We start from the raw sequence: 24,085 nt of genomic DNA, 5'->3' as shown, positions 1-24,085 counted from the left end.
AGTGCGGGCTGGCGGACGCGGGCGCTGCGGCCGCGGCCGAGGTCGCGCGTCTGACCGACGAGCTGGCGGAGGCGCTGGTCCGCGGGCGCGCGCCGCGTGGGCTGCCGGCCGGCCTCGCCGGAGAGCTTCCCGAGACGATCGCTATCGCAGTCCCCGAAGGGTTTGCGTATTACGCGCTGCATCCGCTGGACTACGCGGAGGCGATGGCGGCGCGCGCCGGCAGGGACAGGCGCGCGGTCGTGGTGGGGATACGGAGCATCGGGACGACGGTGAGCGCGGTGGCGCGCGCGGCGCTGGCGCGGGGCGGGTGCGTGGCGGAGCGGCTCACGGTGCGGCCGGCGGGGCATCCGTGGGAGCGCGTGGTGGAGTTCTCCGAGGACGAGCTGCGCGTGCTGCGCGCGCGCGGCGACGCGGAGTTCGTCGTGGTGGATGAAGGGCCGGGGCTGAGCGGGTCGTCGTTCCTGGCGGTGGCGGAGGCGCTGGAACGGGCGGGCGTAGCGCGCGAGCGGATCACGCTGGTCGGGAGCCACACGGTGGACGCGGCGCGGCTGTGCGCGCGGGACGCGGCGCAGCGGTGGACGAGGTTCCGGTTCGAGGCGGTGGCGGGGCCGAGGCGCGTGCCGCAGGGTCGCGAGTGGTGTCCGAAGCAACCGGGGTGGCGGCAGTTCGAGCGGCGCAAGTATCTTTCGCCGGATGGAAAGACCCTGTTCAAGTTCGAGGGGCTGGGACGGTATGGCGACGCGGTGGTGGCGCGGGCGCGCGCGCTGGCCGAAGAGGGATTCTCGCCGGCCGTCGAGCGGGCGGGCGATGGGTTCGCGGCGTACGAGTTTGTTCCCGGGGGTCCGATGCGCGCGGAGGGACTCGACCAAGACGTCATTCGGCGGATGGCGGAGTACTGCGCGGCGAGAGCACGTTTGTTCCCGGCGGACGAAGGGAGCACGGGCGCGCTCGCGGAAATGGTGGCGGTGAACTCGCGCGAGGGGTTGGGGCGAGAGGCCAGTGCCGAACTGGTCGTCGAGCGACCGGTGATCGCGGATGGCAAGATGCAGCCGCACGAGTGGATACGCGAGGGCGGGAAGGTCTGGAAGACGGATGGGGCGAGCCATGGGGACGACCACTTCTTTCCCGGGCCGACGGACATCGCGTGGGACCTGGCGGGAGCGAGCGTCGAGTGGGAGATGGACGCCGCGACCGAAGAGGAGTTGCTCGCGGAGTATCGAAGGGCGAGCGGCGACGACGCGCGGGGGCGGATCGTGGGATGGAAGACGGCGTACGTGCTGTTCCGGCTGGGATATTGCGAGATGGCAGCGAGCGCGGGGGAAGAGGGCATGAGGGAAGAGGCGGAGAGGTATCGGGGGTTTCTGTCGTCGGCTGAAGCCGGCTCGCCTTCCCCAGTGGCAGCTTGACGGCGCGGCTGAAGCCGCGCCCCTCCAAGAGCCAAAAGCCAAAAGCCAAGAGCTAGAAGAACGCCGCGATCGACTCCACCACGTACTGCTGTTCGCCCTCGGTGAGCTCGGCGAACATGGGCAGGGCGAGGACCTCGCGGCAGGCGCGCTCGGATTCCGGGAACGAGCCTTCGCCGTAGCCGAAATACTTGAGCGGCGGCTGCAAGTGAAGCGGGACCGGGTAGTAGACCTCGGTGGCGACGCCGCGCTCCTTGAGGAAGGCGCGCAGCTCGTCGCGCTTCGCGCTGCGCACGACATACTGGTGATAGATGTGGTGCGCTTCCGAGCGCGTCTTGAGCAGGCGGAGGGGCGCCTGCGCTCCGCCGACTAATCCCGCCTTGGCGAGCAGGCGATCGTAGGCCGCGGCGTGCCGGCGGCGCTCCTCATTCCACTGTTCCAGATGCTTGAGTTTCACGTTGAGGACGGCGGCCTGGATGGCGTCGAGGCGCGAGTTGCCGCCGATCTCGAGGTGATGATAGCGCTGCTTGCTGCCGTGGTTGCGGAGGTGGCGCGCGCGCTCGGCGACCTCGGGGTCGACGGTCGTGACGCAGCCGGCGTCGCCGAAGGCGCTGAGGTTCTTGGTGGGATAGAAGCTGAAGGCGGCGGCGCGGCCGAGCGAGCCGGCACGGCGCCCGCGCCAGGCGGCGCCGAAGGCCTGCGCGGCGTCTTCCACGATGACCAGCTTGCGCTCCTGCGCGATCTGCGAGAGCGCGTCGATGTCCGCACATTGCCCGTAGAGGTGCACCGGCAGGATGGCCTTGAGCCGGGCGGAGAAATAGCCGGCGAGGCGGTCCTGCAGGCGCTCGGGCGAGAGGTTCAGGGTCTCGGGGTCGACGTCGACGAGGACGGCGCGGGCGCCGGCGCGGACGATGGAGCTGATGGTGGCGAAGAAGCTGAAGGGCGTGGTGAGGACCTCGTCGCCGGGGCCGACGCCACAGGCAGCGAGCGCGAGCCAGATGGCGTCGGTGCCGGAAGCGCAGCCGACGCAGGCGGCCGAGCCGGTGAACTTCGCGGCGCCTTGCTCGAAGGCTTCCAGCTCGGGACCGAAGATGAGCTGCTGGGATTCGCAGACGCGGTCGATGGCGGCGCGAACTTCATCGCGGATGCGGGCGTACTGCCGGGTCAGATCCAGCAAAGGGACCGACCGCGCCGCCACACCGGCGGCGCCCGATTGGGCTGAGGGTCGCACGGGAACGGGGATTCTATCGTCTATTCGAGGGTCGCCGCAACGCAGTCGCCTCGCCCGCGGCGGCGGGCTCGGCTCGGCTGCGTCGCCCCTCGCGCTGCGCTCGCGCGATCCGGCGCTCGCTCCGCGCTCACCCGGTCGAAACAGGGGACTCTCAGAGCTGGGGAAAGGGCGGCTGCGGGGCGTCACCGGCGAGGTAGGCCTGCCAGCGCGCGAGGTCGGCGCGGAGGCGCACGAGGTCGAGGTCGTGGAAGCGCCGCGGAGCGGACGCCAGTCCGCGGGCGGCGCGGGCGAGCACGCCGCGCGCGCCGGTGAGGTTCCCAGTCGAGTGATGGTGGAGCGCGACCGCGACTTGCGTGATCGCCTTCAGCACGTCCTTGTCGTCGCCTGCAGCCGCGCGCCAGAGATCCTCGAAGGCTTCGTGCGCGGCGAAGAATCCCTGGCGGTTGAAGAGGGCGCGGGCGTGGGCGAGCTCCTGCTGCACGGAGATGATTGTCGCTAAATGTCGCGCCCAGTGGAAGATGCGCGGCGACTTGCGGTACTAAGGTCTTCCATCTAGTCATATCGCAGAGCGATACAGAATTCTGAAACGGGCGCCCTGTGGCTATACAGGAATCCGAAGTAGCTCCTACCGGGAAACACCCCAAGTCACGCATTTTCAATCGCGAGCGGATTGGTAAGACTGTTGCATGAGTGCAGGACAGCGTTATGCAATTTTCGTAAACCCCAGGAGAAACGAACCAATGAGGAGCATCATGCGATTTACCGGCGTGCTTGCCGTGCTGCTGCTGGTTGCGGGTCTGGCGCTCGCGCAGACCGAGACCGGGCAGGTGGTGGGCACGGTCACCGACCCGCAGGGGGCGGTGATCTCGGGCGCGAAGGTCACGTTGAAGAACACGGCGACGGGCCAGACGCGCACCGCGAGCAGCAACGATAACGGCCTCTATACCTTCACCAACCTGCAGCCCGGGACCTACGAGATCGCGGTCGAGGCTGCCAACTTCCAAGCGACGACCAAGCGGGTGGGCGTGAGCGTGGGCTCGCGCAACACGGTGGACATCGCGCTGGCAGTGACGGGCGCGAGCACGACGGTGGAGGTGGTGGGCGAGGGCGGCGTGGCGGTCGACACGACGACGCAGCAGCTCTCGCAGGTGGTGGGCTCGAAGCAGATCAGCGAGCTGCCGACGTTCAACCGCAACCCGTACGCGCTGGTCGGAACCGCGGGCAACGTGAGCAGCGACGCGCAGGGCTCGACGGTGCGGGGCGCGGGCTTCTCGATCAACGGGCAGCGCGCGGCCTCGACCGACATCCTGCTGGACGGGGGCGAGAACGTGGACCTGTTCACGGCGTCGATCGGGCAGTCGGTGCCGCTGGACTCGGTGGAAGAATTCCGCGTCATCACCAGCAACTTCTCGGCGGAGTACGGCCGGGCGTCGGGCGGCGTGGTGAACGTGGCGACCAAGGCGGGCACGAACAACTTCCACGGCGGCGTGTTCTACAGCTACCGCGGAGCGGCGACGACGTCGAACACGTACGAGAACAACGCGAACGGGATCGACAAGCCGAACTACGTGCGCAACCAGTTCGGGTACACCATCGGCGGGCCGATCTGGAAAGACAAGATGTTCTTCTTCAACTCGACGGAGTGGATGCGGGTGCGCAGCAGCGCGAACCAGGTGGTAGTGGTTCCGGACCCGACGTTCATCACCTCGGGCGCGGTCGACCCGAACACGGCGGCATTCTTCAGCGCGTACGGGGCGCTGCGGCCGGGGCTGACGGTGCTGAACAACGACGTGCTGACGTGCGGGCCGGGCGGCGCGTGCATCCCGTTCGACACGGTGCAGTACACGGTGCCGTCGAACGCGGGCGGCGGCAACCCGCAGAACCAGTACCAGACGGTCGCGCGCGTCGACGTAAACTTCACCGACAGGACGACGATGTACGGCCGCTACGCGCTGCAGAGCATCGATCAATTCCCGGGCAGCATCTCCGACAGCCCGTACGCGGGCTTCGACACCGGGGAGAAGATCTTCAACAACAACATCCTGGTGAACCTGACGCACATCTGGACGCCGAACGTGGTGACGCAGTCGAAGTTCATCTTCAACCGGCTGAATGACCTGCAGCCCATCAACGGCGACCCGACGCCGACGCTGTTCATGCGGGACCGCACGACGCGCGACTCGAACGGCAACCGCTACGCGCTGCCGGGCTACCTGCCGTTCTCGCCGGGCAGCGGCATCCCGTTCGGCGGCCCGCAGAACCTGTACCAGTTCTACCAGGACCTGAGCTGGACGGCGGGGAACCACCAGATCCGGATGGGGGGGCAGTACATCCACACGCGTGACAACCGCATGTTCGGCGCGTACGAGGAGTCGTCGCAGTACCTGGCACTGTCGGGCGAGACGGCGGGGACGTACATCGATCGGCTGATGGCGGGGCAACTGGTCCGGTTCGAGGGCGCCGTGGACCCGCAGGGCAAGTTCCCGTGCCCGACGGACGCGTTCGGAGTGGCGATCTCGTCGCCGGGCTGCCAGATCACGCTGCCGGTGGTCTCGCCGCGGTTCGACCGCGCGAATCGCTACCACGACTTCGCGGCGTACGTGCAGGACTCCTGGAAGCTGCATCCGCGGTTCACGCTGAACCTGGGAGCGCGCTGGGAGTACTACGGGGTGCAGCACAACAACGACCCGAACTTCGACTCGAACTTCTACCTGGGAAGCGGCGCGAACTACGCCGAGCAGGTGCGGAACGGGCAGGTGTTCGTGGTGACCGATCCGAACAACCCGGTGGGCGAGCTGTGGGAGCCTGACTGGAACAACATCGCGCCCCGAGTGGGGTTTGCGTGGGACCTGTTCGGCGACGGCAAGACGTCGCTGCGCGGCGGATACGGCATCTCGTATGAACGGAACTTCGGCAACGTGACGTTCAACGTGATCCAGAACCCGCCGAATTATGCCGTCGTCTCGCTGACGAGCGGGGCGGACGCGGCGTGCACTCCGTCGTGCCCGATCAGCGTCAACAACTTCGGCCCGCTGGGCGGGGCTCTCGGCACGGTGGACCTGCCGAAGACCAGCCTGCGCGCGCCGAAGCAGGACCTGGACACCGCCTACTCGCACTTCTGGAGCCTGGCGATCGAGCGGCAGCTGGCGACCAACACCGTGCTGGCCCTGGAGTACTCGGGCTCGCGCGGCATGCAGCTGTACTCGATCGAGAACCCGAACAAGCTGGGCGCCGGCCCGATCTACCTGGGCGACAACCCCGCCGAGCAGGGCGCTTGCCTGGTGGCCGGTTGCGTGCCGGGTGACGCGAGCACGGGATGGCTGCCGACGCGCCGGTTGAATGACCAGTACAACGGCTTCAACCGCCGCGGGAACGCGGGCAACTCGGAGTACCACGGGTTGAACGTGCGGTTGCAGGCGACGAACCTGTGGAACTCGGGGCTGACGTTCACCTCGAACTACACGTGGTCGCACGCGATGGACAACCTGAGCTCGACGTTCAGCGAGTCGGCGAACAACTTCAACCTGGGGTTCGTGGACGTGTTCAACCCGCAGCTGGACTACGGCAACGCCGACTTCGACATCCGGCACCGCTGGGTGCTGAGCGCGGTGTGGGAGACGCCGTGGTTCAAGTCGAGCGACAACTGGTTCGCACGGAACGTGATCGGGGGCTGGACGATGGCGCCGATCGTGACGATGCAGACCGGCACGCCGTTCACGCTGTGGGATTGCTCGGCCGGCTTCCAGCTGTGCCCGCGCTACATGCCGGTCACGGCGGTCGACACGGCCGCGCATGACGCGAACGACGTGCTCAGCCCCAACGCCTTCAACTACCTCAGCATCGACCCGACGAACAGCCTGTTCTTCGTGAACCCGGTGACGGGGACCTCGGACTTCGGCCAGTGCGGCGTGGGCGAAGGCCTGACGACGGGCTGCCCGTATCCGGCGAACATGACGCAGCGGAACGCGTTCCGCGGTCCTGGTCTGTGGAACGTGGACTTCGGGTTGGCGAAGAACTTCCGCTTCGGCGAGCGCTGGAACTTCCAGCTGCGCGCCGATGCGTTCAACCTGTTCAACCACTCGAACCTGTACGTGATCGGGTCGACGGCAGACGTCTGCAACCAGATCTGCTTCGGCGATCCGGCGTCGGTCATCGCGAAGCGCGGCGGATTCGGCGACGAATTCGACGAGCGGCGTTACCTGACGCTGGGGGCGAAGATCACCTTCTAGTCTTGTCCAAAGCTGTACCTCCTTCCAGGGGAGCCTTCGGGCTCCCCTTTTTTCAGGAGGCAGTCGTGAGGGGGGCCGACTCCTGACGCTTGCCCCATGCATCCGATATACTCGGCTGCTACCTGGCTTGCAGTTCCCGGCAGCAATCTCCCTGGGGCCTGGCGCCCCATGCTTGCGGAGGAACCGATATGCACCTGGCAGACCTGCTTGGCCTGTTCGTGATGCCGGAGCACACGGGCGGCGAGTGGCTGGCGATCATCCTGCGGTGGGTCCACTTCTTGGCGGGCATCACGTGGATCGGCCTGCTGTACTTCTTCAACCTCATCAACGTGCCGTTCATGAAGAACGTGGACGCGGCGGCGAAGCCGAACGTCTTCAAGAACCTGACGCTGCCGACGCTGTGGTGGTTCCGGTGGAGCGCGGCGGTGACGGTGTTCGTGGGCTTCTGGTACTGGGCGCAGATGTACGTAGCGGTGGACGCGCGGCGGGAGAACATGAGCCCGTGGCCGACCATCGGGCTGTTCCTGATCGTGTGGATCGTGGCGTGGGCGGTGGAGTACGGCGTGATCCTGAAGTTCCCGGCGAACGGCTGGGTGGTGGCGGTGCTGAACGCGCTGATCGTGTCGGGGGCGTCGTATGCGTTCGTGAACTTCGTGCAGGTGGGGCGCGACGACAATCACGTGGTCGCGATCGGCATCGGCGGCGGCATGGGCCTGCTGATGATGCTGAACGTGTGGGGCATCATCTGGCGGAACAACAAGAAGATCATCCACGGAGCGCTGGCGGGGACGCCGCCGGCGGACGGCGCGGCGCTGGGGCGGCAGGCGTTCCTGGCATCGCGGACCAACGCGTGGCTGTCGATCCCGATGCTGTGGTTCATGGCGTCGAGCTACCATTTCGTGATCTTCGGATAGCGGCGATCGGACGGGGAGACGGCCCGAAGGCCGTCTCTACCGTTGCTTCGCAAGCGGCATCCGCCGTATGGTTTACGGCGCGGCACCCCAGCGACGGCTGAAGCCGTCGCCGGGGACCCCGCAGGCAGGTCCGTCCACCCGGTTCCCCCCGGTCTGGATTTTTCAGTGGACGGCAGCAGTGGTGGGACAAAAAGGAGATCGGCGATGGAGAAGCCGGCGCAGAACATCCAGGATTCCTTCCTCAACAACGCCCGCAAAGAGAAGACCAACATCACCATCTACCTGCTGAGCGGAGTGAAGCTCACGGGGCGGATCCGGTCGTTCGACAAGTACTCGGTGGTGCTGGAGACGAACAACCAGGAACAGCTCATCTTCAAGCACGCCATCTCGACGGTGGTGATGGGGCGGACGGCGCACGGAGAACGGCCGTCGGCGGCGAGCGCACCGGCGCCCGCGCAGTCGACCGGCACGGAGGCGTAGCGATTCCGCAAGGCGGGAGACCAGGACGCAGGCGGCCGACGAGCGCGCGCGATGCGGCGCCGGGGTCTGCCAGCGATCGGCGGCCGCGTGCGGCGGGCGGCGGGTTCGCGCGCGCGGAGACCATCGAGCGGGCGTTCCTGGTCGGGATCGACTACAAGAGCCGCAAGCGCTCGAAAGTCGCGGAGCAGGCGAGAGCGGCTTCGTCGCGCTCGAGCGCCGGCGGGTCGCCGGCGCCTACCCAGTCAGAGCAGAACGAAGAGTGGTTCGCATTCTCCGCGGAAGAGTCGCTGGCGGAGCTGCGCGAGCTGGCGACTTCGGCGGGCGCGGAAGTGGTGGGCGAGGTCCTGCAGTCGCGCGACAAGCCGGACCCAGCGACGGTGATCGGGAAGGGCAAGCTGGAGGAGATCCAGGGAGCGGCGGCGATGGCGGGCGCCGACCTGATCCTGTTCGACCACGACCTGTCGCCCTCGCAGCAGCGCAACATCGAAGACGAAGTGGACCGGCGGGTCATCGACCGGACGCAGCTCATCCTGGACATCTTTGCGCGGCACGCGCGGACGCGCGAGGGCCAGCTGCAGGTGGAGCTGGCGCAGCTGGAGTACCTGATGCCGCGGCTGGCGGGGCGGGGGCGCGAGATGTCGCAGCTGGGCGGCGGGATCGGGACGCGCGGACCGGGCGAGACGCAGCTCGAGACCGACCGGCGGAAGATCGCGCGGCGCATCCGGACGATCCAGCAGCAGGTGGAGAACGTGCGGCGGGTGCGAGCGCAGCAGCGGCAGCGGCGCGAGAGCGTGCCGATGGCGACGGTGGCGCTGGTGGGGTACACCAACGCGGGGAAGTCGACGCTGTTCAACCGGCTGACACAGGCGGGGGTGCTGGCGTCGTCGAAGATGTTCGCGACCCTGGACCCGACGATCCGCGCGGTGACGCTGCCGTCGAAGCGGCGCGTGCTGCTGTCGGACACGGTGGGATTCATCCGCAACCTGCCGCACACGCTGGTGGCGGCGTTTCGCGCGACGCTGGAAGAGGTGCAGCGCGCGGGCATCGTGCTGCACGTCGCGGACGCGACCTCGGTCACGCAGCGCGAGCACGCGCAGGAGGTCGAGAAAGTGCTGGGCGAGTTGGAGGCGCTGGGCAAGCCGCGGCTGCGCGTGGTCAACAAGATCGACCTGCTGCCGCGCTCGGAGCGCGCGGCGCTCGAAGACGACGAGAAGACGGTGCACGTCTCGGCGGTCACGGGCGAGAGCATCGCGCGGCTGCTGGAGCGCATGGACGCGCTGCTGGAGGAAGACCCGGTGAGCCGGGCGCGGCTGCGCGTGCCGCAGCGCGAGGGCAAGGCGCTGGCGATGCTGGAAGCCAGGGCGCGCATCCTCTCGCGCGAGTACGAGGACGGCGTGGTGAACCTGGAAGTCCAGGCGCCGGAGAGCGTGTTGCGGCGGCTGGCGGCCTTCCGCGCGTAGAAAAGCAAACCACAAAGGTCACCAAGGTCTCACGAAGGAGCTCCGGGAGGCCCTGCGTGCTTCCGTGTGCTTCGGAGGTCGCTTCTACTCGAGGGTGGACGCGAACTCTTGGATGGCGGGCAGGTAGCGGTCGCGTGCGAGCCACTCGAAGTCGTTGTGGCCGGCGGCGTCGGCCCAGAGGAACATCTTCTTTCCGGGGGCGGCGGCGTAGAGGCGCTCGCCGTGCGCGAATGGGATGACGTTGTCGCGGCGCCCGTGGATGACCAGCACCGGGCACTTCACCCGGCGGATCTTGTCGAGGTTGCGGAACTTGTCGAAGGGGACGAGCGGGAAGCGTGCGAGCACGCGGAAGGCCGAGGTGAAGCCGCTCTGCACGATGAGGCCGCCGACGGGGGCGCGCGCGGCCAGGTCGATGGCCGGTCCGGTGCCGACCGAGCGGCCGAAGAGGATGACGCGCTCCGTGGGGACGCGCTGTTCCTTCACCAGGAAGTCGTAGGCCGCCTGCTCGTCGAGGTAGGTGCGCTTCTCGCTGGGCGCGCCCTCGCTGGTGCCGTATCCCTCGTAGTCGTAGCCGAGGACGGCGAAGCCGGCGTCGTGGAGCTCGCGGAAGAGCGGCTCGAGCTCGCCGATGTCCTCGGCGTTGCCGTGGCTATAAAGGATGGTGAACTTCGCCTGCGGGTTCGGCAGGTAGATGGCGGAGATGGTGTTGCCGTCGGAGGTCTTCAGCTTGGTGATGCGCGCGTCGTCCGTATAGGAAGAGGGCTGCGGGTAGAAGATCATGCGGTCGGCGAGGAAGGCCGCGACGAAGACGAAGACCAGGTAGAAGCCGATGATGAAGTAGAGAGTCACGCGTAGGAGGCGCCGCATACGGATTGAAGGCTCGCTGTATTTAAACATCCCGAGCCCGCCGCGGCGGGCGAGAGAGCCTATGCGACGCCGAGAAATGCCCTAAACGTCAAAATGGGCTAACGGCCAAAGAGCGGTGACGATTCTTTGGCTATCAGCCCATTCGATCCTGAATCGGATCGGAGGTGATACAGATATGGTACCCCTCTGGCGCGGAGAGTCAAGTGAAGTCGAGGGTACCTGCTGGAATTTTTGAGGGGTGGAGGGGCGTGAGCGGCGTCACATCGAGGAGCTCGGAAAACGGCTCGCAGGCGCATGAATGCTGCGCGAAGCTGCGTTGACACATGTCGTTTCGTTTGTTAGTTTTGAGAGTTTGTAAGGCGCGCTTCACTCTTCCTATTCAGCGAACAGCATGGACAAGATCCTTTCCCAGCTAGGCGAATTACTGCTCGGCGCCGTGCCGACGGTGATCCTGTTGCTGATGCTGATCGGACTGTACAAGGGCATCCTGCACAACAAGCTGGTGGAAGTGCTGAAGGAGCGGCGCGCGCGGACCGAAGGGGCGGTGCAGAAGGCGAAGGCGGACCTGGCGGCGGCGGAGGCGAAGACAGCGGAGTACGAGGGCCGGCTGCGCGAGGCCAAGATGGCGCTGTACAAGGCGCAGGAAGAGCGTCGCAAGAAGGTGATGGAAGTGCGCGGAGTCGCGCTGGCGCACGCGCGCGAGCAGGCGGAGGAGCAGGTGAAGCGAGCGCGCGGCGAGATCGAGCGCGACGTGCAGGCGGCGCGGGCACAGCTCGGAGCCGAGGGCGAGAAGCTGGCGGCCGAGATCCTGCGGGTGGTGCTGGCGCCCGCCGGCGCGCGCACGCCGGCCGCAGGCGGTGGCCGTTGAAGCGCCTCACGATCTTCCTCTCTTTGATCCTGCTGGCGGCGGCAGCGCTCGTCGCGCAGCACGCCGAGCCGGCGAAACCGCCGGCACAATCCCAGCCACAGCAGTCCCAGCCTGCGCAGGCGCAGCCCACGCCCAGCCCGAGCCAGGAGCTGGTCGAGACTTCGCACGCCGCCGCCGAGGGCAAGGAAGCCGAGCACGGCGAAGAGGACGAAGAAGCGCAGTTCAAGTACTCCGCCTCGGTGCAGTGGCTGGCGAAGAAGACCGGCTTGAGCAAAGAGAGCGCGTACTGGGTGTTCGTCGCGCTCAACTTCGCGGTGGTGGCAGGCCTGATCTTGTGGGCGTGGCGCAAGAGCATGCCGCTGTACTTCCGCGACCGGACGGGCTCGATCAAGAAGCAGATGGAAGAGGCGCGGGCGGCGAGCGAGGAAGCGAACCGGCGGCTGGCCGAGGTGGAAGGGCGGCTGGCGCGGCTGGATTCGGAGATCGCGGAGCTGCGGGCGCAGGCGGACCGCGACGCCGCGGCGGAAGAGCAGCGGCTGCGGGCGACCGCGGAGGAAGATCGCCAGAAGATCGTGACGCAGGCGGAGCAGGAGATCGCGAGCGCGGCGAAGCTGGCGCGCGGCGAACTGAAGAAGTACGCCGCCGAGCTGGCGGTGAACCTGGCGGAGCAGAAGATCCAGGTCACGCCGCAGGCGGACCAGGCGCTGGTGCACGCGTTCACCGAGAAGCTGGGGACGGAGGCGAAGAGCTGATGGCCGCCGTGACCAGCCGATACGCGCGCGCGCTCGTCGACGTGATCGTGGAGCGCAAGCTGGACGCCACGAAGACGATGGAGCAGCTCGACGCGCTGGTGGCGGCGCTGGAGGCGAGCCCCCCGTTGCGCAACGTGTGGGAGAACCCGTCGGTGCCGGCGGAGCAGAAGCGCAAGGTGCTGGACGTGCTGGCCGCGAGGCTGGGCGCCGACAAGATGGTGCGCAACTTCCTGGCGGTTTTGATCGACAACCGGCGGATCGCGGCGCTGGCGGAGATCGCGCGGCAGTTCCGCTCGGAGCTCTACGAGCGGCTGGGGATCGCGGAGGCGGAGGTCACGACGACGCGCGAGCTTGCAGCGGAGGAGAAGCGCGGGCTGGAGGCGCAGATCGCGAAGCTCACGGGGAAGAAGGTCCAGGCGCGCTACGCGACGGACGGGAAGATCCTGGGCGGCGCGGTGGTGCGGGTGGGGAGCACGATCTACGACGGTTCGGTGAAGGGGCAGTTGCGGAGATTGAAGGAAGCATTGAGCGCTAATTGAGGGCGAGACGGCCAGAAGGCCGTCTCTACTGAGAGAGTTTTCTTATGGCAGGAATCAAAGCAGACGAGATCACAAAGATCATCCGCGAGCAGATCGAGAACTACGAATCGAAGGTCTCGGTGGACGAGGTGGGCACGGTCATCTCGCTGGGCGACGGCATCGCGCGCGTCCACGGGCTCGACAAGGTGATGGCGGGCGAGCTGCTGCAGTTCCCGCACGACGTGGCGGGCATCGCGATGAACCTCGAGGAAGACCAGGTGGGCGCGGTGCTGCTGGGCGAGTACACCGAGATCAAGGAAGGCGACGAGGTGAAGCGCACGGGCCGCATCATGAGCGTGCCGGTGGGCGAGGCGATGATCGGGCGGGTGGTGAACGCGCTCGGACAGCCGATCGACGACAAAGGGCCGATCGCGACGACGGGGTTCCTGCCGGTGGAGCGCATCGCGCCGGGGGTGATCGACCGGCAGCCGGTGCGGGAGCCGATGGCGACGGGCCTGAAGGCGATCGACTCGATGATCCCGATCGGCCGGGGACAGCGCGAGCTGATCATCGGCGACCGGCAGACGGGCAAGACGGCGGTGGCGCTGGACACCATCATCAATTCGAAGGGGCAGAACCTGATCTGCATCTACAACGCGATCGGGCAGAAGCGTTCGTCGATCGCGCAGGTGGTGAAGATCCTGGAAGACGCGGGTGCGATGGAGTACACGATCGTGGTGGCGGCGTCGGCGTCGGAGCCGGCGCCGATGCAGTACATCGCGCCGTACGCGGCGACCGCGATCGGGGAATACTTCCGCGACTCGAAGCGCCACGCGCTGTGCATCTACGACGACCTGTCGAAGCACGCGGCGTCGTACCGCGAGATCTCGCTGTTGCTGCGGCGGCCGCCGGGGCGCGAGGCGTACCCGGGCGACGTGTTCTACCTGCACTCGCGGCTGCTGGAGCGCGCGTCGAAGCTCTCGGACAAGAACGGCGGCGGGTCGCTGACGTCGCTGCCGGTGATCGAGACGCAGGCGGGCGACGTCTCGGCGTACATCCCGACCAACGTCATCTCGATCACCGACGGGCAGATCTACCTGGAGACCGACCTGTTCAACTCGGGCATCCGGCCGGCGGTGAACGTGGGCCTGTCGGTCAGCCGCGTGGGCGGCTCGGCGCAGATCAAGGCGATGCGGCAGGTGGCGGGCACGCTGAAGCTGGAGCTGGCGCAGTATCGCGAGCTGGCGGCGTTCGCGCAGTTCGGCTCCGACCTCGACAAGGCGACGCAGGCGCAGCTGAATCGCGGGCAGCGGCTGGTGGAGGTGCTGAAGCAGGGGCAGTACGAGCCGCTGCCGTTCTCCAAGCAGATCATGATCATCTTCGCGGGCACGAACGGCTACCTCGACGAGCTCGCGATCGAGGACGTGCGGCCGTTCGAGAAGGGGCTGTACCAGTACATCGACACGATGAACCCCGGGCTGCTGAAGTCGATCATGGAGAAGAAGACGCTCGACGACGCGCTGAAGGCCGAGATGAAGAAGCTGCTGGATGAGTACAAGCAGCGGTTCCTTTCGGAGAAACAATCAGCAGTCGCGGCAAAGGCATAAAGGCGTTCCCCGTTCCCCGTTCCCGGTTTCCCGTTGGTGCGAGGATGGAGTATGACGACCGGATCGAATTCGTACCGTGACTTGGTGGTATGGCAGCAGGCGATGGAATTGGTGCACGGGATCTACGAGGTGACCAGCCATTTCCCGGATGCCGAGAAGTTCGGATTGACGTCGCAGATGAGGCGGGCAGCGGTTTCGGTGGCTTGCAACATCGCGGAAGGGCAGGGCCGTAACTCGACGGGCGAGTTCATCCAGTTTCTGGGGCATTCGAGAGGCTCGCTCCAGGAAGTCGAGACGCAGTTGTTGGTAGCCGAGCGCCGTCGGTTCATCTCGGCGCCGGCAACGGTGGCATCCATGAAGCAGTGTGAGCGAGTCCGCAAACTGCTGAACGGCTTGATGATTTCTCTACGGGAAGCGCCCTCGGTAGCTTCCAAACGTGAAACGGGAAACGGGAAACGGGAAACGATTTAGGAAATGGCGAACATTCTCGACATCCGGCGGCGGATCCGCAGCGTGCGCAACACGCGGCAGATCACCAAGGCCATGCAGATGGTGTCGGCGGCGAAGCTGCGGCGGGCGCAGGAGCGCGCGCTGGCGGCGCGGCCGTATGCGCAGATGTTGACGAACGTGCTGAAGTCGCTGGTGTCGCGCGCCGAGGTGTACGACCCGGAGACGGGGGAGGCGAAGCATCCGCTGCTGGCGAAGCGGCCGGAGCAGACCATCCTGCTGGTGATCGTGACGGGCGACAAGGGGCTGGCGGGAGCGTTCAACACCAACATCCTGAAGGCGGCGCAGCGCTTCCTGGAATCGAAGAGCGACAAGTGCGTGGAGATCGTGGCGGTGGGGCGCAAGGGGCGCGACTTCTTCCGCCGGCGGTATCCGGCGACGCGGCCGCAGGGCGAAGGCGGCGAGTTCCGCGCGGGCATCTGCATCACGGGAGAGCAGGTCGGGATCCTGAACCGCATCGAGTACAAGCATGCGGCGGAGCTGACGGAAGAGATCATCGAGAGGTACACCCAGGGCGAGATCGACGCGGTGTACCTGGCGTACAACGAGTTCAAGAGCGTGATCGCGCAGCGCATCGTGGTGGACGAGATCCTGCCGATCGAGGAGATCGGCGCCTCCGACGTCCATCACGCGGAGGAGATGAGCAAGGAGCAGCGCGAGCGGGCGGCGGAAGCGGCGGAGCGCGCGGGCGTGGGCGTGCACAAGGCCGACACCAGCGAGATGGACAAAAAGGCGGCGACGTTCGCGACGGCGCAGGTGGATTACCTGTACGAGCAGGCGCCGGACGAGCTGTTCCGCGGGCTGCTGCCGAAGTACGTAGGGGTGCAGGTGTTCCACGCGCTGCTGGAGAGCGTGGCGGCGGAGCACGCGGCGCGCATGACGGCGATGGATTCTGCGACCAACAACGCCAGCGACATGATCGACTCGCTGACGCTGGTGATGAACCGGGCGCGACAGGCGAAGATCACGAAAGAGATCATCGAGATCGTGAGCGGCGCGGCCGCTCTGTAAGAGGTTTCAAGTTTCGAGTTTCAGGTTTCAAGTTCGTTCGAACCGGCTACTCGAAACCCGAAACTGGAAACTCGAAACCGAGGATTTATGGCAGAGAACGCAGGCAGAGTGATCCAGATCGCGGGACCCGCGGTCGACGTGCAGTTCGCGGAGTCGCATCTTCCACCCATCTACCAGGCGGTGCGGGTGGTGAGCGAAGGCTTCCAGGTGCCGACGCCGATCGACGTGATCCTGGAAGTGCAGCAGCACCTGGGCGAAGGCCGGGTGCGGTGCGTCGCGATGCAGCCGACCGACGGCATGGTGCGCGGGATGAAGGCGATCGACCAGGGCGGGCCGATCTCGGTGCCGGTGGGGAAGGAGACGCTGGGGCGCGTGATCAACGTGATCGGCGAGCCGGTGGACCAGCTCGGTCCGATCGGGGCAACGAAGCGGCTGCCCATCCACCGGCTGGCGCCGCGGTTCGACGAGCAGTCGACGCGGGCGGAGATGTTCGAGACGGGGGTGAAGGTCATCGACTTGATCCAGCCGTTCCTGAGGGGCGGCAAGATCGGGTTGTTCGGCGGCGCGGGCGTGGGCAAGACGGTGGTGATCATGGAGCTCATCAACAACGTCGCCAAGCAGCACGGCGGCTACTCGGTGTTCGCCGGGGTGGGTGAGCGCACGCGCGAGGGCAACGACCTGTGGCTGGAGATGAGCGAGTCGGGCGTGATCAAGCCGGGGGACTGGAAGAACTCGAAGGCGGCGCTGGTCTATGGCCAGATGACGGAGCCGCCGGGGGCGCGCCTGCGGGTGGCGCTGACGGGGCTGACGGTGGCGGAGCACTTCCGCGACGAAGAGGGCGCGGACACGCTGTTGTTCATCGACAACATCTTCCGCTTCACGCAGGCGGGGTCGGAGGTATCGGCGCTGCTGGGCCGCATGCCGAGCGCGGTGGGCTACCAGCCGAACCTGGCGACCGAGATGGGCGAACTGCAGGAGCGCATCACGTCGACGAAGAAGGGGTCGGTGACCTCGGTGCAGGCGATCTACGTGCCGGCGGACGACTTGACGGACCCGGCGCCGGCGACGACGTTCGCTCACCTGGACGCGACGACGGTGCTCTCGCGCCCGCTGACCGAGATCGGCATCTACCCGGCGGTCGACCCGCTGGCTTCGACCTCGCGCATCCTGGATCCGCGCATCGTGGGGCAGGAGCATTACGACGTGGCGCAGGGCGTGAAGCGGGTGCTGCAGCGCTACAAGGATCTGCAGGACATCATCGCCATCCTGGGCATCGACGAGCTCTCGGAAGACGACAAGCTGACGGTGGCGCGCGCGCGCAAGATCCAGAAGTTCCTGTCGCAGCCGTTCCACGTGGCCGAGCAGTTCACCGGCATCAAGGGGCGGTACGTGAAGATCGCCGACACGGTGCGCAGCTTCAAGGGCATCATCGAGGGCAAGTACGACGACATCCCGGAGCAGGCCTTCTACATGAAGGGCGCGATCGAGGAAGTGCTGGAGACGGCGGAGAAGATGAAGGCGGCAGCGGCGTAGAACCGTCGTCGGCCCTCGGCCCTCGGCCAAGACCGGGGCGACCGACGACCGACGACCGACGACACCATGGCAGACACGTTCCAACTCGAGATCGTGACCCCGGAGAAGGCGGTGGTGCGCGAGCACGCCACCGAGGCGCAGATCCCCGGGAAGAAGGGGTATCTCGGGGTGCTGCCGGGGCACGCGCCGCTGATCACGGAGCTGGCGGTGGGCGAGATCAGCTATCGCAAGCCGGGCGGGGAAGTGGAGCGGCTGGCGGTGGCGTGGGGCTTCGCGGAGATCCTGCCGGACAAGGTGACGATCCTGGCGGAGGCAGCGGAGCGGGCCGAGGACATCGACGTGGCGCGGGCGCGCGAGCAGAAGAAGCGCGCGGAGGAGCGGTTGCACTCGCCGGACCCGGAGACGGACTTCGAGCGCGCGCTGGTGGCGATGGAGCGCGCCGAGACGCGGATCGCGGTGGCGGAGAAGGGAAGCGATAAGCAATAAGCGATTAGCGATTAGCGAAAGCCAAGAGCCAAGAGCCAGGAGCCAAGAGCCAAAAAAGGCCGCTCATTGCTGAGCGGCCTTTTGGCTTATTGCTTATCGCTTATTGCTTATCGCTATCGCCGTCCGTAGGCCTGGTTGTAGCCCTCCATGAAGGCCTGGCGGTACTCGCGCTTGTAGTCATCGGCGCTGCGGTAGCCGCTGGAGCTGGACATGCCGTGGTCAGCGTCCTTGTAGGCTTCCCATTCGGTGGGGCGATAGGAGTGGCGGCTCTGGCGGTCGCGCTGACCGGCCTGCTGTCCATCCTGGTAGCCGAACCTCTGGGCGTTGCCGTTGCCGCGGGCGTAGCGGTCATCGCGGTTGCGATCGTCGCGGTTGCGATCGTCGCGGTAGTCGCGATCGCGGTAACGGGCGTCGTCGCGGTCGACGTCGCCGTCACCATCGCGGTCCCACACCGACCACTGGCCGTTGCGGCCGTAGACGCCGTTGGAGCGGGAGCGGCGGCCGTAGTAGGCGTCGTCGTAGCCTTCGCGATAGCCCTCGCGGAAGCCCTTGCGGTACTGGCCGCGCGGGCCCATGTAGGATTCGTAGCCGCGATCGCCGCGCTTGAAGTTGCGGTCGCGATAGTCGTAGCCGGCGCGCTGGTAGCGGTCCTGCTGGCCGTGGCGGAAGCCGTCGCGGTAGCCGTTGTGGTAGCCGTACTCCTGCGCGTCCGCGTTGCGGTCATTTCCCCAGCGGCGGTCGCGGTCCTGATGTTCGTCGTGGGCGAGCGCCAGGGTACCCATCCCGGCGACCATCGCCATCACGAGCAGGAATGCTTTCATCCTCTTCATTGCCGTCACCCTCCTGCGGGAAAGGCCTCCCGTCACGATCGGCAAAAACCCCGGCCCGGGGGCCGAGTTGCGCTTCATGAGATTTCCCGGTTCTTGAGAAGGTAAGATGCCGGATCGGGGAGCAACGCTGCTTGGGCCTGAAATGCCTTGCCTTTGTTGCACTTAGCTCAGTAGACTACGGCGCGACCTTTCCCTCGAGTCTCCCCAGGGCAGGGCCTTCGGTACTTCCAAGAGCGTACCAACAGGCGCGGCGGGCGGCGCTCGTCCGCGTCCAAACAGATGTAGAATCCCCGGCACGCGAGGGGAGCGAAAGCAGCCGGGAATCGAGTCTCCAGACGAGCAAATGGGAATGAACGTCCAGGTCGCGGGCAAAAGTGACGTCGGCTGCGTCCGCACGAATAACGAGGACAATTTCGGCTACGACACGCGCTTTGGGGTGTTCGTGGTGTGCGACGGGATGGGCGGGCAGGCCGCCGGCGAGGTCGCGAGCAAGATGGGCGTCGACAGCGTGCTGGCGTACTTCCGGAGCGCGACCAACGGGAACTATCCGGTGTTCGGGCGGAAGTTCGAGGGAGTGTCGCCGCTGGCGAACGCGCTGGCGAGCGCGGTGCAGCTGGCGAACCAGCGCATCTACGAGCGGGCGGCGAACGACACGGCGCACGCGGGCATGGGGTCGACCATCGTGGGGGCGCTGGTGAAGGACAACTACGTGGCGCTGGCGCACGTGGGCGACAGCCGCATCTACCTGCTCCGCGACGGCAAGATCCAGCAGCTCACCAACGACCACTCGCTGGTGATGGAGCAGGTGCGGCGGGGGCTCATCACGCAGGAAGAGGCCGAGCAGAGCGAGATGCAGAACATCATCATCCGCGCCCTGGGGAGCGAAGAGGGCGTGGAGCCGGACGTGGACGAGATGATCGCGCGCTCCGGCGACGTGCTGCTGCTGGCGTCCGACGGGCTGACCAAGCACGTGAAGGATCCGCAACTGCTCGAGCTGGTGCAGAAGTCGAGCTCGCTCGACCAGGCGTGCGACAAGCTCATCCAGGCGGCGAAGGACCACGGGGGCGACGACAACATCACGGTCGTGCTGGTGCGGATGGTCGAGCTGCCGTGGTACAGCAGGCTTCTCGGGGGGGGAAGTCCGAAATGGCAAAACTCTATCTGACGTTCGAGGGGCGCCCGCTGAAGGAGTTCACGCTGTCGCACGGCGCGGTCACCATCGGGCGGCTTCCCGACAACCTGGTGCAGATCGACAACCTCGCGGTCTCGGGGCACCACGCCAAGGTGTCGTGGTCGTTCGAGCGCTACGTGCTGGAGGACCTGGGGTCGACCAACGGGACGTACGTGAACGAGCAGCGCGTGGGCAAGCACGAACTGGTCGACGGCGACAAGATCCTGATCGGGAAGCACACGCTGGAATTTGCGGACGAGTGGCACGAAGACGAGCCGGCGGACGAGAAGACGCAGGTGACGGCGCCGGTGCCGCAGATGCACGCCACCGTGATGCTGGACACCAAGAAGGCGAAGGAGCTGCTGGCGCAGGCGAAGGCGTCGGCGGGCGCGGTCGCGCAGACCGAGGCAGCCGCGGCGGCGGCGCCGCAGCCGGCGGAAGCGGCGGCCGCGGGCCCGACGGGCACGGTGATGACGCCCGCGCCGCAGATCCCGGCGAAGGACCGCGTGGGGACGCTGACGGTGATCGACGGCAAGACGGACCAGAAGCAGTACACGCTGACGGGGAAGCTGACCGTGATCGGGAAGAGCGACATGGCGACCATCAAGCTGAAAGGGTGGTTCGCGCCCAACGTGGCGGCCATCATCACGCGGCGGGACACGGGGTACCAGATCGCGTCGCAGGACAAGGGCGCGAAGGTGAAGGTGTCCGGCGCCGACGTGCCTTCCGGAGGGCACCATGACCTGGCCGAGGGCGACACGGTCGAGGTCTCCGGCGTGAAGATGACGTTCACGCTCGAGGGGTAGGAACCGCTCTTGGCTCTTGGCTGTTGGCTCTTGGCGTGAAGCCGAGAGCCATTTCGCTTTTCCGACCACCGGCTACTTAGAGCCAAGAGCCAATAGCCAAGAGCGCTTTTCGGCGGTTACACTCGTTAGTTTCCTGCATTCATTCCTCCCCGGCCGAAAGGACTCATCCATGGAGATCAAGACCGTCGGCGTCATCGGCGCCGGCACGATGGGCAACGGGATCGCGCACGTGTTCGCGAAGGCGGGCTACCAGGTCGTGCTGAACGACATCGACACGAAGTTCCTCGACCGCGGGTTCGAGACCATCGGGAAGAACCTGGAGCGCGAGGTCGCGAAGTCGAAGCTCTCGGCGGCGGAGCGCGAGGCGGCGCTGGGGCGGATCGAGCGCACCACCGACCGCAAGAAGCTGTCGGGCTGCGACTTCATCGTGGAGGCGGCGACGGAGAAGTTCGAGATCAAGCGTGAGCTGTTCCGCGAGCTCGACCAGATGTGCCGGCCGGAGGTCATCCTGTCGTCGAACACGTCGTCCATCTCGATCACGAAGCTGGCGGCGCAGACCAAGCGTGCGGAGAAGGTCATCGGGATGCACTTCTTCAATCCCGTGCCGATGATGAAGCTGGTGGAGGTGATCCGGGGACTCGCGACGGCGCAGGCGACTTACGACGCGACGCGCGAGCTGGCAGTGAAGCTGGAGAAGACGCCGGTCGAGGTCAACGACGCGCCCGGATTCGTCTCGAACCGCGTGCTGATGCCGCTCTTGAACGAAGCGATGTTCGCGGTGATGGAGGGCGTGGCCACGCCGGAAGCAGTGGACGAAGTCTTCAAGCTCGGCATGGCGCATCCCATGGGGCCGCTCACGCTGGCGGATTTCATCGGGCTCGACGTGTGCCTCGACATCATGCGCGTGATGGAAGACGGCCTCGGCGACCCGAAGTACCGGCCGTGCCCGCTGCTCATCAAGATGGTGGACGCCGGCTGGCTGGGGAGGAAGAGCGGCAGAGGGTTCTACAAGTACTGACGTCCACCACAGAGACACAGAGGTTTTTGAGATCCGGTCTGCTCTGTGCCTCTGTGTCTCTGTGGTAGGTTTGGGGTTTATGACCGAACTGGAAAGAATCGCCGAGGAACTCCGCCGCGCCGCCTCGGGCGACGCCTGGCATGGGGACTCGATCGCCAAGACACTTGAGGGCGTGACGGCGGAGCAGGCCGCGGCCAAACCACTCGCCAACGCGCACTCCGTGTGGGAACTGGTCCTGCACGTCACCTACTGGCTGGACGCAATCACGCTGGCGATGAACGGGACGCCGCTGGTGCAGCACTCCGTCCCGGGGTACATGCAGATGAACTTCCCGCCGGTGAAGTCGGCCGAGGAGAAGGCGTGGGAGGAGGCGAAGGCGCGGCTGATGGAATCCGCGGGGAAGTGCGCCGCCGCGATCGCGAAGTTCGACCCCGCCAAGTTCCACAACAAGGTCCCCGGCCGGCAGTACGATTTCTCCTACGCGCTGCCCGGGATCGTCTCGCACTCCATCTACCACGCGGGGCAGATCGCGATCCTGAAGAAAGCGCTGTCCGCGAAATGATGTATTGGACGCTCTTTGATGTGTCCACCGCCAAGTCTTTGACGGCCTTGTACCTTGTCGGCATCATTGCGGCCCCGTGTGTCGTTGCCATCGCGGTCCTCGTCTATCGATCGGAAGGCCAAGAGCGAGGTTGGCGGACGGGATTCTTTCTGGTGTGGTCGATCCTGACGACCTTTCTTGTCTGGATCTATTGTGGTGGTTCTCTTTGGCAGTACTACGCCGCCAAGCGGTCATTGCGTACCGGCGATTACTCGGTCGCGGAAGGTATTGTTTCGAATTTCAAGCAAGGCGGTGACCACAAGACCGAGAGCTTCGTCCTTGGCAGCCACCATTTTGAATACGGTTGTTGTGGCGGGTCATACGAGACCTTCACGTCCGACTACAATCCGGGCGCACGCACCATCCATGACGGGGTGCGTGCCCGGATTACCTATCGCGGCGACACCATCCTGAAAGTCGAAGTGGAATAGCTTTTCCACTCCCGTTAACCACTTCGTCACTCCCAAAGAAACAGCAAAGGGGCTACTCTCGGCCCATGGCGGTGACGATCACGGTGCTGGCGAGCGGCAGCCGGGGCAATGCCACGCTGGTGGCGAGCTCGAAGACGCGCCTCCTGGTCGACGCCGGCATCTCCTGCAAAGAGACGTTCAAGCGGCTGCGCGCGCTGGGCGAAGCCCCCGAGCGGCTGGACGCCATCCTCATCTCGCACGAGCACTCGGACCACGTGTACGGCCTGCCGGTGCTGGCGCGCAAGCTGAAGGTGCCGGTCTACATGACTGGGCCGTGCAACGACGAGTGGGGGCACAGCTTCCACGACGCGGAAGAGCGGGCGCGGCAGACCAACCTGGACCGGCTGGAGCTGTTCGCCTCGGGGCGCAGCCTGCAGATCGGCGACATCGAGGTCTTCCCGTTCACCATCCCGCACGACGCGGCCGACCCGGTGGCGTTCACCTTCCGCACGGAGGGGATCAAGGTGTCGGTGGCGACCGACCTGGGGTACATGCCGCCCAACGTGAAGGAACATCTGCGCGGCTCCGACGTACTGATGGTGGAGAGCAACCACGACCTGGAGATGCTGCGGAACGGGGCGTATCCATGGTCGGTGAAGCAGCGGGTGATGAGCCGTGTGGGGCACCTGTCGAACGAGGCGTTGGCCGATTTTTTCAGCAGCAGCTATGATGGAAGTGCATCGGTCGTCATCCTGGCGCATCTATCCGAGCAGAACAACCACCCGGAGATCGCGCGCGAGGCGGCTGAGCGCGCCCTGGCTCCGCGGCGCAGCCTGCTGCACAACCGGCTGCTGCTGGCGCAGCAGGACGCACCCCTGGAGCCCGTCCGGCTCTAGCGCAGGTTTTCTGGCCGGGAGCGAGAAGCAGGGATGAGTCTGCACTGCACAGACACGGTGGTCGGCGACATCCTCGCCGGCTGGCGCTACGACATCTCCGGGATCACGCCGGAGATGCGCGGCGACTACGAGGAGCACCTCGCGACCTGCCTCTATTGCCGGCGCAAGCAGCGGCTGCATCGCACCATCGACATCGGGCTGATCGTGTTGTCGACGCTGTCGGCGGGGATGTTCCTGATCGCGTGGGGCGCGATCCGGCACTTCGACCCGCGGCACGCGCTGCTGCTGGAGATCGCCGCGCTGTCGGGCTTCGCCATCTCGGCGGCGGTGTGGCTGGCGGTGGCGCTGGCGACGCCGGCGCCGCTGGTGCTGGCGGACGTGGCGCGCACCGGAGCGCGGCGGGTGCAGGAGCGGCTGCCGGAGGAGATCCGCGACCGCCTGCCGGAGCAGATCCGGAACCTATAGAATCAGGCAGGCGCCGGCGACC

General features: G+C 66.5%; 24 protein-coding genes. 20 read left to right on the top strand and 4 right to left on the bottom strand.

The window, feature by feature from the left end; translation table 11 throughout:
- A partial coding sequence (locus tag VLA96_09165; GenBank protein ID HSE49361.1) for a hypothetical protein occupies window positions 1-1,406 on the top strand: 1,406 nt, incomplete at its 5' end.
- Between the two features lie 52 nt (window positions 1,407-1,458).
- Here VLA96_09165 and VLA96_09160 read toward each other — a convergent pair.
- Together VLA96_09160 and VLA96_09155 are read right to left on the bottom strand one after the other, a co-directional pair.
- On the bottom strand, window positions 1,459-2,580 hold the full coding sequence (locus tag VLA96_09160) for a DegT/DnrJ/EryC1/StrS family aminotransferase (protein HSE49360.1): 1,122 nt from the start codon (window positions 2,578-2,580) through the stop codon (window positions 1,459-1,461).
- A 205-nt stretch (window positions 2,581-2,785) separates the two neighbouring features.
- Entirely contained in the window at window positions 2,786-3,115 is a 330-nt protein-coding gene (locus VLA96_09155) for a DUF309 domain-containing protein (GenBank protein HSE49359.1), read from the bottom strand.
- A gap of 259 nt (window positions 3,116-3,374) precedes the next feature.
- On the opposite strand from VLA96_09155, the gene VLA96_09150 reads away from it, so the two are divergent.
- The 4 genes from VLA96_09150 to hflX all read left to right on the top strand — a co-directional run bounded on the left by VLA96_09150 (window position 3,375) and on the right by hflX (window position 9,717).
- The gene (locus VLA96_09150; protein HSE49358.1) at window positions 3,375-6,863 is read left to right on the top strand and encodes a TonB-dependent receptor; all 3,489 of its coding nucleotides are present in this window, start codon (window positions 3,375-3,377) and stop codon (window positions 6,861-6,863) included.
- Window positions 6,864-7,051: 188 nt separating this feature from the next.
- The gene (locus VLA96_09145; GenBank protein ID HSE49357.1) at window positions 7,052-7,777 is read left to right on the top strand and encodes a urate hydroxylase PuuD; all 726 of its coding nucleotides are present in this window, start codon (window positions 7,052-7,054) and stop codon (window positions 7,775-7,777) included.
- A 204-nt stretch (window positions 7,778-7,981) separates the two neighbouring features.
- A complete protein-coding gene (hfq, locus tag VLA96_09140) occupies window positions 7,982-8,257 on the top strand; it encodes an RNA chaperone Hfq (GenBank protein HSE49356.1) in 276 nt (91 codons plus the stop codon).
- A gap of 2 nt (window positions 8,258-8,259) precedes the next feature.
- Window positions 8,260-9,717 (top strand): GTPase HflX, encoded by a 1,458-nt coding sequence (gene hflX / locus VLA96_09135; GenBank protein HSE49355.1) that lies wholly within the window; start codon window positions 8,260-8,262, stop codon window positions 9,715-9,717.
- An 84-nt stretch (window positions 9,718-9,801) separates the two neighbouring features.
- Here the strand turns inward: hflX and VLA96_09130 are convergent, their stop codons facing one another.
- Window positions 9,802-10,584: an alpha/beta hydrolase gene (locus VLA96_09130; GenBank protein HSE49354.1), complete on the bottom strand. Its 783-nt coding sequence runs from the start codon at window positions 10,582-10,584 to the stop codon at window positions 9,802-9,804.
- Between the two features lie 391 nt (window positions 10,585-10,975).
- Here VLA96_09130 and VLA96_09125 point away from each other — a divergent pair, with 391 nt between their 5' ends.
- From VLA96_09125 to VLA96_09090, 8 genes are all read left to right on the top strand, one after another.
- Window positions 10,976-11,452, top strand: coding sequence for an ATP synthase F0 subunit B (locus tag VLA96_09125; protein HSE49353.1), 477 nt, complete (start codon window positions 10,976-10,978; stop codon window positions 11,450-11,452).
- On the top strand, window positions 11,449-12,204 hold the full coding sequence (locus VLA96_09120) for an ATP synthase F0 subunit B (GenBank protein ID HSE49352.1): 756 nt from the start codon (window positions 11,449-11,451) through the stop codon (window positions 12,202-12,204). Before VLA96_09125 ends, VLA96_09120 begins: the two co-directional genes overlap by 4 nt.
- Complete coding sequence (gene atpH, locus VLA96_09115) at window positions 12,204-12,743, top strand: ATP synthase F1 subunit delta (GenBank protein HSE49351.1); 540 nt, start codon at window positions 12,204-12,206, stop codon at window positions 12,741-12,743. Before VLA96_09120 ends, atpH begins: the two co-directional genes overlap by 1 nt.
- Before the next feature lie 44 nt (window positions 12,744-12,787).
- Window positions 12,788-14,329: a F0F1 ATP synthase subunit alpha gene (atpA, locus tag VLA96_09110; protein HSE49350.1), complete on the top strand. Its 1,542-nt coding sequence runs from the start codon at window positions 12,788-12,790 to the stop codon at window positions 14,327-14,329.
- A 51-nt stretch (window positions 14,330-14,380) separates the two neighbouring features.
- Entirely contained in the window at window positions 14,381-14,800 is a 420-nt protein-coding gene (locus tag VLA96_09105) for a four helix bundle protein (protein ID HSE49349.1), read from the top strand.
- Between the two features lie 3 nt (window positions 14,801-14,803).
- Window positions 14,804-15,847, top strand: a complete 1,044-nt coding sequence (gene atpG / locus VLA96_09100; protein HSE49348.1) for an ATP synthase F1 subunit gamma — start codon at window positions 14,804-14,806, stop codon at window positions 15,845-15,847.
- An 87-nt stretch (window positions 15,848-15,934) separates the two neighbouring features.
- Window positions 15,935-17,380: a F0F1 ATP synthase subunit beta gene (gene atpD / locus VLA96_09095; GenBank protein ID HSE49347.1), complete on the top strand. Its 1,446-nt coding sequence runs from the start codon at window positions 15,935-15,937 to the stop codon at window positions 17,378-17,380.
- 66 nt (window positions 17,381-17,446) lie between these two features.
- On the top strand, window positions 17,447-17,866 hold the full coding sequence (locus tag VLA96_09090; protein HSE49346.1) for a F0F1 ATP synthase subunit epsilon: 420 nt from the start codon (window positions 17,447-17,449) through the stop codon (window positions 17,864-17,866).
- A 113-nt stretch (window positions 17,867-17,979) separates the two neighbouring features.
- On the opposite strand, the gene VLA96_09085 is transcribed toward VLA96_09090, so the two are convergent.
- On the bottom strand, window positions 17,980-18,696 hold the full coding sequence (locus VLA96_09085; GenBank protein ID HSE49345.1) for a hypothetical protein: 717 nt from the start codon (window positions 18,694-18,696) through the stop codon (window positions 17,980-17,982).
- Window positions 18,697-19,045: 349 nt separating this feature from the next.
- Between VLA96_09085 and VLA96_09080 the strand changes: the two genes are divergently transcribed.
- The 7 genes from VLA96_09080 (at window position 19,046) to VLA96_09050 (ending at window position 24,063) form a co-directional block, all read left to right on the top strand.
- Complete coding sequence (locus tag VLA96_09080) at window positions 19,046-19,861, top strand: Stp1/IreP family PP2C-type Ser/Thr phosphatase (protein ID HSE49344.1); 816 nt, start codon at window positions 19,046-19,048, stop codon at window positions 19,859-19,861.
- A complete protein-coding gene (locus tag VLA96_09075) occupies window positions 19,843-20,673 on the top strand; it encodes an FHA domain-containing protein (GenBank protein ID HSE49343.1) in 831 nt (276 codons plus the stop codon). The genes VLA96_09080 and VLA96_09075 overlap by 19 nt, the downstream gene beginning before the upstream one ends.
- A 169-nt stretch (window positions 20,674-20,842) precedes the next feature.
- Window positions 20,843-21,691 (top strand): 3-hydroxybutyryl-CoA dehydrogenase, encoded by an 849-nt coding sequence (locus VLA96_09070; protein ID HSE49342.1) that lies wholly within the window; start codon window positions 20,843-20,845, stop codon window positions 21,689-21,691.
- Between the two features lie 79 nt (window positions 21,692-21,770).
- On the top strand, window positions 21,771-22,253 hold the full coding sequence (locus VLA96_09065) for a DinB family protein (protein HSE49341.1): 483 nt from the start codon (window positions 21,771-21,773) through the stop codon (window positions 22,251-22,253).
- Window positions 22,250-22,723, top strand: coding sequence for a hypothetical protein (locus VLA96_09060; GenBank protein HSE49340.1), 474 nt, complete (start codon window positions 22,250-22,252; stop codon window positions 22,721-22,723). Before VLA96_09065 ends, VLA96_09060 begins: the two co-directional genes overlap by 4 nt.
- Window positions 22,724-22,788: 65 nt before the next feature.
- Window positions 22,789-23,598, top strand: coding sequence for an MBL fold metallo-hydrolase (locus tag VLA96_09055; protein HSE49339.1), 810 nt, complete (start codon window positions 22,789-22,791; stop codon window positions 23,596-23,598).
- Window positions 23,599-23,631: 33 nt separating this feature from the next.
- Complete coding sequence (locus VLA96_09050) at window positions 23,632-24,063, top strand: hypothetical protein (GenBank protein ID HSE49338.1); 432 nt, start codon at window positions 23,632-23,634, stop codon at window positions 24,061-24,063.
- Window positions 24,064-24,085 lie beyond the last annotated feature (22 nt).

Source organism: Terriglobales bacterium (assembly GCA_035457425.1).
Taxonomy (GTDB): domain Bacteria; phylum Acidobacteriota; class Terriglobia; order Terriglobales; family Acidobacteriaceae; genus JACPNR01.
The sequence above is the reverse complement of the archived record's forward strand: the minus strand, read 5'-3'. Positions and strand labels throughout refer to the sequence as shown.

Coding starts and splice junctions, on each gene's coding strand:
- VLA96_09075 (HSE49343.1), top strand. CDS start 19,843: ATGGCAAAACTCTATCTGACGTTCGAGGGGCGCCCGCTGAAGGAGTTC.
- VLA96_09145 (HSE49357.1), top strand. CDS start 7,052: ATGCACCTGGCAGACCTGCTTGGCCTGTTCGTGATGCCGGAGCACACG.
- hfq (HSE49356.1), top strand. CDS start 7,982: ATGGAGAAGCCGGCGCAGAACATCCAGGATTCCTTCCTCAACAACGCC.
- VLA96_09065 (HSE49341.1), top strand. CDS start 21,771: ATGACCGAACTGGAAAGAATCGCCGAGGAACTCCGCCGCGCCGCCTCG.
- atpA (HSE49350.1), top strand. CDS start 12,788: ATGGCAGGAATCAAAGCAGACGAGATCACAAAGATCATCCGCGAGCAG.
- VLA96_09085 (HSE49345.1), bottom strand. CDS start 18,696: ATGAAGAGGATGAAAGCATTCCTGCTCGTGATGGCGATGGTCGCCGGG.
- atpH (HSE49351.1), top strand. CDS start 12,204: ATGGCCGCCGTGACCAGCCGATACGCGCGCGCGCTCGTCGACGTGATC.
- VLA96_09055 (HSE49339.1), top strand. CDS start 22,789: ATGGCGGTGACGATCACGGTGCTGGCGAGCGGCAGCCGGGGCAATGCC.
- VLA96_09050 (HSE49338.1), top strand. CDS start 23,632: ATGAGTCTGCACTGCACAGACACGGTGGTCGGCGACATCCTCGCCGGC.
- VLA96_09090 (HSE49346.1), top strand. CDS start 17,447: ATGGCAGACACGTTCCAACTCGAGATCGTGACCCCGGAGAAGGCGGTG.
- atpD (HSE49347.1), top strand. CDS start 15,935: ATGGCAGAGAACGCAGGCAGAGTGATCCAGATCGCGGGACCCGCGGTC.
- VLA96_09080 (HSE49344.1), top strand. CDS start 19,046: ATGAACGTCCAGGTCGCGGGCAAAAGTGACGTCGGCTGCGTCCGCACG.
- VLA96_09070 (HSE49342.1), top strand. CDS start 20,843: ATGGAGATCAAGACCGTCGGCGTCATCGGCGCCGGCACGATGGGCAAC.
- atpG (HSE49348.1), top strand. CDS start 14,804: ATGGCGAACATTCTCGACATCCGGCGGCGGATCCGCAGCGTGCGCAAC.
- VLA96_09060 (HSE49340.1), top strand. CDS start 22,250: ATGATGTATTGGACGCTCTTTGATGTGTCCACCGCCAAGTCTTTGACG.
- VLA96_09150 (HSE49358.1), top strand. CDS start 3,375: ATGAGGAGCATCATGCGATTTACCGGCGTGCTTGCCGTGCTGCTGCTG.
- VLA96_09125 (HSE49353.1), top strand. CDS start 10,976: ATGGACAAGATCCTTTCCCAGCTAGGCGAATTACTGCTCGGCGCCGTG.
- VLA96_09105 (HSE49349.1), top strand. CDS start 14,381: ATGACGACCGGATCGAATTCGTACCGTGACTTGGTGGTATGGCAGCAG.
- VLA96_09130 (HSE49354.1), bottom strand. CDS start 10,584: ATGCGGCGCCTCCTACGCGTGACTCTCTACTTCATCATCGGCTTCTAC.